This window comes from Planctomycetia bacterium, assembly GCA_034440135.1.
Lineage (GTDB): Bacteria > Planctomycetota > Planctomycetia > Pirellulales > JALHLM01 > JALHLM01.
This window is the reverse complement of the sequence record JAWXBP010000201.1, coordinates 24,876-33,476: the sequence shown is the minus strand read 5'-3', so window position 1 is coordinate 33,476 and position 8,601 is coordinate 24,876. Positions and strand designations below refer to the sequence as shown.

Sequence of the window (8,601 nt, the reverse complement as noted above, 5' to 3'; positions counted from 1 at the left end):
GTCTTCGCCTGCGCGGCCGCCCCCCTCTGGGCCGACTACGTGGCCAACCGCGGGCCCGACGATTCCCCGGGTGGAACGGAGACCGTCACGAAGGGGGGCGAGGAGGTCCTGATCCTCGGCCTCGACGGCGTCCCGGTCGGCCCGACCTGGCGGGGCGAGTACTTCATCGGCGCATTCGACGGCGAGAAATTCGTCGCCGAATCGAAGGAGTCGCAATGGGTTGACTTCGGCCGCGATTTCTACGCCCCCATCTCCTGGTCGGATATCCCGCGCGAAGACGGACGGCGCATCTGGCTCGGATGGATGAACAACTGGGAAACCGCGCTGAATCCCACGTATCCCTGGCGGAGTGCGATGTCGATTCCGCGGGAGCTGACCTTGCGCCGGGTGGACGGCAAGTTGCGCCTCTGCCAACGGCCGGTGCGCGAGCTAAAAAGTCTCTGCGATGACGCCGTCGATTTCAAACCGCGCTCGCTCGATAGCGAAGCGGTGCCAGTGGATGTCACTGGACAGCAACTGGAGATCACGTTGGAGTTTCGACCTGGAACGGCGACAGAGTTCGGCGCGCGAGTGCTAAAAGGAGAGCGCGAACAGACAACGGTCGGATACGACGCCAAGAACGAATCGCTGTTTGTCGACCGCACGAAGTCAGGCAATGTGACCTTTCACCGCGCCTTCGCCGGTCGCCATGCGGGGCCGCTCAAGCCGGACGAAAACGGCCTCGTGCGGATGACGATCTACGTCGACGCCAGCTCCGTCGAAGTCTTCGGCAACCACGGCGAAACGGTGATTACCGACCTGGTCTTCGCCAGTTCGAAAAGCAATCGCCTCGAACTCTACGCCGAAGGCGGCAAGGTGGAAATCGTCAAATGCTATGTGCGCAAGTTGAAATCGATCTGGCACGCTCCGGAGAAGCAGTAGTACCAGTGTCTGGACGCTGCGACAATCATTCACCACGCATCACTCCCCATGCTTCCACTTATCCTCGCTAGCTCATCGCCGCGGCGGCAGCAATTGATGCGCGAGGCTGGGTATGAATTCACCGTCACGCCGCCGCGACCTGAAGCGGAGACGGACGCCGGAGAGGACGAGCCGGCGCCGATGTTGGTCGCACGGCTGGCCTGGCAGAAGGCCGTCGACGTCGTCGGCCAGATTACCGAGGGGATTGTGATTGCCTGCGACACGGTCGCTGAATGTGATGGGCACATTCTGGGCAAGCCGCGCGACGCCGCGCACGCCAAGGCGATGCTCCGACACCTCAATGGCCGCGCGCACCGCGTCTATACCGGGCTTTGCGTCTGGCCGACGCCGCATGGGGAGCCGGAAGTGGTCGTCGAATGCACCGTCCTACGCATGGACAAGCTCGCCGCGGCCGACCTGGACGCGTACCTTGCCACGCGCGCCTGGGAGGGGAAAGCCGGCGCCTTCGGCTATCAGGACGGCCCCGATTGGCTCCATGTCATTCAAGGCAGCGAATCGAATGTCGTCGGCTTGCCGATGGAAGCCCTGAAAAAATTGCTTCGCAAAGCCTCCAAAGTGCGAAAACCTAAGCATGGCGCCCGAGGGACGGAATAACCGGAGTGTTATTCCTCACGATCGGTCCATTCTTTTTGCGAACCTTCGATGCGGAGCGGTCCTGCGATCTCCTTTCCGTCGCGGAAGACAATATACGCATCGGCGCCCGGCACGCTGTCCCAGCGCAACGTCGCGCGGCCGGCCGCCGCAACCTCGGGCGAGCGCTCGGTCCGCGCTCCTTGCACGCCGAGGGCCACGATGGCATAGCGATGCGCTTCGCCTCCCACTTCCTGAATCACCTGCGGCGCGCTCGGCGTGGGAATCGAAGCGATGCTTAGTCCGCCTCCCCAAAGTTGCAGCGCTTCCGACGGATACGGCAGTCCGCCTCCGCCGTAACCGCCTCCGCCCAATGACATCTTGCCTTGGCCGATTAGCGCGTCCGTCAGCGGCTCGTCGTGGTGCGGGCGGAACGTCTGAAATCGCAGACGTCCCGGATGATTGCCGCCGTTCCATTGCTCGGCAGGAATCTCCGAGAGTTCCATCGCCTCGCCTTGAATGATCGACATCTGTCGCCACGCACCGTCGAGCCAGACGTTCCAGGAAATATGCCCCGGCGCCCGAAACGGCGAGCCGTCGCGATTCATCGCGTGAAACCGATCGTCGAATGGATCGTCCAATTCCGCTTTGTGCAAGCGACTGCGCACCCAAAGTCCGCCGCCGCCGGCGCCGACCGAGCGCGCGTAAATGCCGCGGGGGATCTGCTGCGCCTCGAAGCCCGCCTCCCACGGTTGCCCGGTGTCGGACACGATCAGCTCATTGCGCACCACGAGTCGATCGACGACCAATTCCTGGATCGGTTCCGGCTCGGCCCGCAACAGGCCCCAGGTGGTGGCCACGGACACGGCGATGGTAATCAATCGTTCTTTCATGGCGTCGCTCGCGTTGGGTCAATGAGAAAAGCGAAAAACCCAGGGAAGGCTGTCCAGAACCGTCGACAAAGCCGACGATTGTGGACCGCCTTCCCTGGGCTTATTGTGCCGCGCGAGCGACCGCTAAAGCAAATCAGCTTCCCTTGACGCCGCGAATAATGCGCTCTTCCTGCTCGCGCAGCTCCGGCGTCAGCGACTCGCCGAAATCTTCCGCTTCGAAGAGTCGCCGAATTTCAATTTCGGAATCCTCCAACATTGGGTTCGGGCAGCGCTTGACCCACTCCACGGCCTCGTCCATCGATTGGACCTCCCAGAGCCAGTAGCCCGCCACGAGTTCCTTGGTTTCGGCGAACGGCCCATCGATGACCGTGCGGTTTTTCCCAGAGAACCGCACGCGGAATCCTCTGGAACTGGGATGCAAACCCGCGCCGTCGCGCAGGATGCCGGCCTTCACCAGTTGTTCGTTGAAGTCGCCCATTTCCGCCAACAATTGTTCGCTCGGCATCAGGCCGGCCTCGGAATCCTGGCTTGCCTTGACGATCACCATCACGCGCATTGCTCTGTTCCTCTCGATGTACTTACTCGGTTCAAGCCACATTGCCGTCCGCGGACCGCTTATTTGCCTGGCGGCAGGCCAGCCAGTTCGAAGACCGGCCGCACTTCGACCGTTCCTTTCCGCGCACCGGGAATCCGTCCGGCGATCTCGATCGCTTCGTCGAGATCCTGCGCGTCGACCAAGAAATACCCGCCGAGTTGCTCGTGCGTTTCCGCAAACGGACCATCCGTCACGAGCCGCTTGCCATTCCGCACGCGCACACTGGTCGCAGTCGCGACTGGATGCAGCGGCGAAGCGCCGAGAAACTTGCCGCTGGCGTCCAATTGGCGCGTAAGCCCGATCGATTCCTCGAAACAGGCTTCGCGTTCCTCGTCTTTCCAGGCCTTTTCGTCGCTGTAAATCAACAGCATGTACTTCATGGATTTGCTCCTGATCGCGGAAGGAAACGCCGCCGCCTACTTCTTGCGGTAGTAGTGCCCCGTCATGAAGTGCGTCCAATTTCCGTCGGCGCCCTGCACGCGCGATGAAAGCGTGTGATGATCATCGTCGATGAACTCGATGATGTCCTGGTACTTCGCGAGGCCTTCGCCGGTGAAGCTCGGTCCTTCGGCGCTGAGCGTCAACACCTTGCCGGCGGCGTCCAACGAACCGCCGTCGTAGATCCACAGGTACGTCATCACTGACGCGACGAATGAACCCACAAAGCACTGCTTCGCCGGGTCGTAGCCAAGCGTCATGATGCTCTGGCTTTTGCCTCCGCCGGGCACCTCGCCATCGGCTTCCGAGATCGTCCATAGGCCGCCCAGCGATCGCACCGCCGCCGTCGCCGTCGTCTTCGTCGGCTGATCCGGCCCCATGTCGCATTCAAACTCGCAGGTCCAGTCGCCGACCATTTTCTGCAACCAATGGTGCTCTTGTTGCGGTTCGCTGTGCATCTTCTTACTCCAAATAAAAAAGTGAACTGCTTAAACTGTGGCTCCAACTTGAGCCGCGAGTTTCTCGTCGAGGGCGCGGATTTCGAACGGTCCCATCTTCACCCCGGGATGTTGCGACATCAATTGGATGGCGTGGTTCAAGTCTCTCGCCTCGAGGATCAGGATTCCGCCCAGGTGTTCCTTCGTTTCGATAAACGGACCATCGGTGACCTCCACGCCCCCGGTGCGATGCTTGAGCGTCACAGCATGCCGCACGCTCTCCAGGCACATCCCGCCTGCAAAGTGCCCTCCGCGCTTCAATTCAGCGTCATACGCGAGGCACTCCTCCATGCACGACGTCTGTTCGCCACTCGCCAGGCAGTCCCATTTCGATTCATCGATGTACCCGAGACAGATAAACTTCATCGCGCCGCCCCCTCGTCAGGAGAGTGATTCTCACCGCCTTTAATGAGTAGTCGTGCGGACGCGCCGCGAATCGACGCCCCACTGAGACTTTTTTCAGCGCAGCTCTTGCAGCCGGCGTTCCAGAAACCGGCGTTCCGGCGCTTGCTTGGAAAGCGCCAAGGCGCGCTCGTACGATTCCCGCGCGTCATCCGCGAGTCCCAATCGCCGGCAGAAATCGGCCCGCGCGGCATGCGCCAGCCGATAGTCGGCCAAGTCGCCTCGATCGAGTATTCCGTCGATCAACGCCAGGCCAACGTTGGGTCCGTCGCGCATGGCCATCGCAACGGCCCGGTTGAGCTCAATCACGGGAGACGGCCCGGACTGCAGCAGCAAATCGTAGAGCGCGACAATCTGTCCCCAATCGGTCGCTACGGCCGACGTCGCCGTGGCATGGACGGCGGAAATCGCCGCCTGAATCGAATACGCGCCCAGTTGACCTGAGCCGAAGGCCTTCTCCACGAGCGTCTGTCCTTCACGAATCTGATGCTGATTCCAAAGCGATCGATCCTGGTCTTCCAAGAGGATCAGATCTCCGTTTGCCGAAGTCCTTGCGCCCCGGCGCGATTCGTGCAGCAACATGAGCGCCAGCAATCCCAACGCCTCGGCGTCCGGCAATAGTTCCGACAGCAGCCGCGCCAAGCGAATTGCCTCGCCGGACAAGTCGGCCCTCGTCAACGTCTCGCCGGACGACGCCGAATACCCTTCATTGAACACCAGATAGATCACCGAAAGCACGGAATCCAGCCGATCCGGCAAGTCCGTCAGAGCCGGAACTTGATACGGAATTCTCGCGTCGCGGATTTTCGCTTTGCCTCGCACAATGCGTTGCGCGATCGTGGCCGGCGCCGTCAGAAAAGCACTGGCGATTTCCTCCGTCGTCAGCCCGCAAACCTCGCGCAACGTCAGGGCGACTTGCGTGCTATCCGGCAAGGCCGGGTGGCAGCAGGTGAAGATCAGTCGGAGCCGATCGTCGACGACGTCTTCGGCTTCGCCCGGCCGGAGCGACTGCGACTGCTCCTCGATTCGAGCGCTGATTTGGCCCAACGATGCATCGAACCGCGCGCGCCGTCGGATGACGTCGATGGCCTTGAACCGGCCCGCTGAGACCAGCCAGGCTCGGGGGTTCGCTGGTACGCCCTCAGAGGCCCATTGTTCGACGGCCGCGGCAAAGGCGTCGTGCATCGCCTCCTCGGCCAGGTCCATGTCGCCGATCAGCCGGACCAGGGTTGCGAACACGCGGCGGGATTCATCGCGGTAAACATCGCCAACGACTTGCCGGGCTCGTTCCGCCGCACCATCGTCCATCGCGCAATCGCTCCGGAATGAGGCCCCTTCGCCGGAAAATCACCGGATCCGATTCTCAGTCACGAGGGCCGGCGACACAAGCCGCGAGCGGGCACACAAGGTGGCTGCAAACAGAGCCGCCCCCGACGAAGAATCAAGACGATGGCGACGGCGCCTTTTCGGCCGCCGAGTCAATTTCCGACTCGGTTTCTTCTTCTTCGTCGACGCCATGGACTAGGATGCCCGGATGCGCGGCCTTGAGCGACTTGGCGCCTTCCGCGGTCACTCCCGTGCCGACAAGCCAGATCTCGTTCAGTTGCTTTAGCCCGTCGAGTTGGCTCAACCCGGCGTCCGTGATAGCGGGCGCTGGCGCTAACGACAGTTTTTGCAATGCTGGCAGTTTGGCGATCGACTCCAGCGACTCGTCGGTCACGCCGGTTCCGCCCAGGTTGAGATTGGTCAACGTCTTAAGCGGGGAAAGCTTGGCGATGCCCGCGTCGGTGATCGCCGTAACTCCTTCAAGCGACAACGAATCCAGCGTAATCAGCTTCGCGACCTGATCGAGTCCCGCATCCGTGATCTGGCACTTCCCCAGATCCAGCACCTGCAAATCAGAGAGCGCGGCCAGCTTCGCGCAATCCGCGTCGCTGAACGACTGCGAACCGAAGTTAAGCTCGGTGAGTTTGCCGTCCTTGACGATTACGTCGCGAGCTTCCATCTCGCGAAACATCGCCGCTTCAGGCGGCTCCGCAGGCCCACAGCCCGCCACGACACAGACGGCCAATATCAGCATCAGCGCGCACAACTGGTTGGAACGAAATCGTTGCATCGTTGAACAATCCTGAAGCGCGCAAGATAAGCCATGCGCATGGCATCGCCAGAAAACTCGTCAGCCGCTTACTTGCCGACACTGACCTTGATGGAAATCGGCTCCATGCCCTCTTTGACGTCGATCTCCGCTGGATCGCAGACCCAGGTCTTGCTTATGTCCGCGGGAGTCGGCGGATAGTTCTTCATGATGCTCGCGAACACGGCGTACTTGCCTGGAATGGCGCCGTCACTTGCCGTCTTAGTGCCCAGCTTGAAAGTTCCATCTTCCTGCACTTCGCCGGACGCGGGACGGGCTTCAGCATCGGTCGAGTTTGGCGCCAAGCGAATCGTCTTCATCGCGTACCCTTTTAGGTCGCCACCATCAGCGAGTGTCACGGTCCCGGAGATGGGAACCGTGTCGTAAGGCGATCCGCCGCCACACCCGCTGAGGCCCGACAAACCCGCCACACACCCAAGCAGCAACGCGAATCGCAACACGGCAACCTCGCTCATGAATCGAATGAACTCGCGGTCGCGAATTCAACACAATGGGAATGGTTTCGAAAACAACGCGGCCCGGAAACTGCGATCGCAGCTTTGAGGTGCTCGCCATTTCAGGCCGCCATCAGCCTCGTCGCAAGACCTTGCGACTGCCGGCGCCGCAGAAATAAAGCATCCGCTCGCCCGGCATGATACCGAAGCGAGCGGATGATTGACAATCCCTGCAAACGAGTGATTCCAAGATCACTCGCTAATCACCTTCCGCATTTCGATGGGCAGCCCGTCGGCCGAAACAATCAGGCGTTCCCACGCCTTGAACTGATTAGGATCCTTGCAGTTGGCCCAGTTGCCGCCGGTTTCGACGGTGTCAGAAACGAAATGCACGCTGCCGTCAGCGAAGCCGCATTGAATGCCGCCGGCATGCTTGCTGCGGGCGGTGCCTTGATAGTTCACATCGCAACCGGTCCAGCAGGTCATGCACTCAGTCACCAAGTACTGCTGGCCAAGCGATGCGGTGACCTGAGCACACGAGCGCATGTCGTCCGAGGCGGTGTTGATACACTGATTCGGGCCAGCGGCGTCCCCTTCGCAGCCGTGCCAGGCCAGAATGCTGCAGCCCGCATCCCCGATCGCCCAAATGCCGCGGCGATCAATCGGAGACAAGCCGGCCCGCAATTCGCCGATCAACATCGTATTGCTGGTACCATCCTTGATCTGGCCGATCTTCGTCGCCAAACCAAAGCCCATCACGCCGCGGTAATGTTGCTTGTCCGACCAACGGTCCCAGGCGGGATTGCCGTAGTTTCCGGTCCAACGCCCCGTGGCCACATTGAAGGTGCCGGTGCCATCGGCCGACTGATTGATGCTATTGGCGGCGTAGTTCCCGCGGGCCCATTGGATACCGGCCGGATTCGAGCGGCTGGCGCCGGAGACATACGGCGACTGATTGAAGGCGTCGCTGGGGCACATCATGGTGGTCAAGACCGTTTTCCGCTCGTCTTCATTGAGCGGGTCTTCCACAGACAGATTCGCCCCGGCGGCGTTCTTAAGCGCGAACGACTTGTACAGCGCCGGCTGTTCGATGAACGGCAGGATCGCGATCACCCAGTTCGGACCGTGCTGATCGTTCCGCGAGATATTCGGGTAGTTGATCGTCGTGGTCCCAGTGCCAACCAATTGGGAAGCCGGCGGAAAGGTGTTGTACGTGGAGTGGTAGGTGTGGCACCCCAACGACAGCTGCTTCAGATTGTTGAAGCATTGAGCGCGCCGAGCCGCTTCACGAGCAGTCTGCAAGGCGGGCAACAACAGGGCGATCAGGATGCCAATGATGGCGATGACCACCAACAATTCGACGAGGGTAAACCCGCGCCGACGGGACACGGAGAGAGACATGTGCAACGACTCCTTCGAGAAGGCCCCTGAAGACCGAGCGGAAATGCGAACGCAGACGAGAGAAAGACGTGGCCCGACCACGGTAATTTGACCGCTGGAAGCGCATCCGTCAAGTGAATTCCGCCCCATTTTCCTCGACCGCCCCGGTTTAACTCTTCGGCGGCGCGTCAAGGCCTGGCTGAGTCGACTCGCAAACCGCTGCCTGCGGCGGAAACGCCTGGCCAGCGTCGCCGTC

Annotated in this window: 11 protein-coding genes; 2 read left to right on the top strand and 9 right to left on the bottom strand. The window is 61.3% G+C overall.

Annotated elements, in window-relative coordinates:
- Nucleotides 1-921, top strand: a 921-nt coding sequence (locus tag SGJ19_11795) for a GH32 C-terminal domain-containing protein (GenBank protein MDZ4780927.1), incomplete at its 5' end; no start/stop codon positions are given.
- A 48-nt stretch (nt 922-969) separates the two neighbouring features.
- Entirely contained in the window at nt 970-1,575 is a 606-nt protein-coding gene (locus SGJ19_11790) for a nucleoside triphosphate pyrophosphatase (protein ID MDZ4780926.1), read from the top strand.
- An 8-nt stretch (nt 1,576-1,583) separates the two neighbouring features.
- On the opposite strand, the gene SGJ19_11785 is transcribed toward SGJ19_11790, so the two are convergent.
- The 9 genes from SGJ19_11785 to SGJ19_11745 all read right to left on the bottom strand — a co-directional run bounded on the left by SGJ19_11785 (nt 1,584) and on the right by SGJ19_11745 (nt 8,366).
- Nucleotides 1,584-2,444 carry a hypothetical protein gene (locus SGJ19_11785; protein MDZ4780925.1) on the bottom strand — a complete coding sequence of 287 codons (861 nt, stop codon included), beginning with the start codon at nt 2,442-2,444 and terminating at the stop codon, nt 1,584-1,586.
- A 133-nt stretch (nt 2,445-2,577) separates the two neighbouring features.
- Nucleotides 2,578-3,000, bottom strand: coding sequence for a YciI family protein (locus SGJ19_11780; protein ID MDZ4780924.1), 423 nt, complete (start codon nt 2,998-3,000; stop codon nt 2,578-2,580).
- A 59-nt stretch (nt 3,001-3,059) separates the two neighbouring features.
- Nucleotides 3,060-3,419 carry a YciI family protein gene (locus SGJ19_11775; protein ID MDZ4780923.1) on the bottom strand — a complete coding sequence of 120 codons (360 nt, stop codon included), beginning with the start codon at nt 3,417-3,419 and terminating at the stop codon, nt 3,060-3,062.
- Between the two features lie 36 nt (nt 3,420-3,455).
- On the bottom strand, nt 3,456-3,935 hold the full coding sequence (locus SGJ19_11770; protein MDZ4780922.1) for a DUF1579 domain-containing protein: 480 nt from the start codon (nt 3,933-3,935) through the stop codon (nt 3,456-3,458).
- Nucleotides 3,936-3,965: 30 nt separating this feature from the next.
- Nucleotides 3,966-4,340: a YciI family protein gene (locus SGJ19_11765; protein ID MDZ4780921.1), complete on the bottom strand. Its 375-nt coding sequence runs from the start codon at nt 4,338-4,340 to the stop codon at nt 3,966-3,968.
- Nucleotides 4,341-4,433: 93 nt separating this feature from the next.
- Entirely contained in the window at nt 4,434-5,684 is a 1,251-nt protein-coding gene (locus SGJ19_11760; protein ID MDZ4780920.1) for an RNA polymerase sigma factor, read from the bottom strand.
- A 133-nt stretch (nt 5,685-5,817) separates the two neighbouring features.
- Nucleotides 5,818-6,492: a hypothetical protein gene (locus SGJ19_11755; protein ID MDZ4780919.1), complete on the bottom strand. Its 675-nt coding sequence runs from the start codon at nt 6,490-6,492 to the stop codon at nt 5,818-5,820.
- Between the two features lie 68 nt (nt 6,493-6,560).
- The gene (locus SGJ19_11750; GenBank protein MDZ4780918.1) at nt 6,561-6,986 is read right to left on the bottom strand and encodes a hypothetical protein; all 426 of its coding nucleotides are present in this window, start codon (nt 6,984-6,986) and stop codon (nt 6,561-6,563) included.
- A 231-nt stretch (nt 6,987-7,217) separates the two neighbouring features.
- Nucleotides 7,218-8,366 (bottom strand): DUF1559 domain-containing protein, encoded by a 1,149-nt coding sequence (locus SGJ19_11745; GenBank protein ID MDZ4780917.1) that lies wholly within the window; start codon nt 8,364-8,366, stop codon nt 7,218-7,220.
- Nucleotides 8,367-8,601 lie beyond the last annotated feature (235 nt).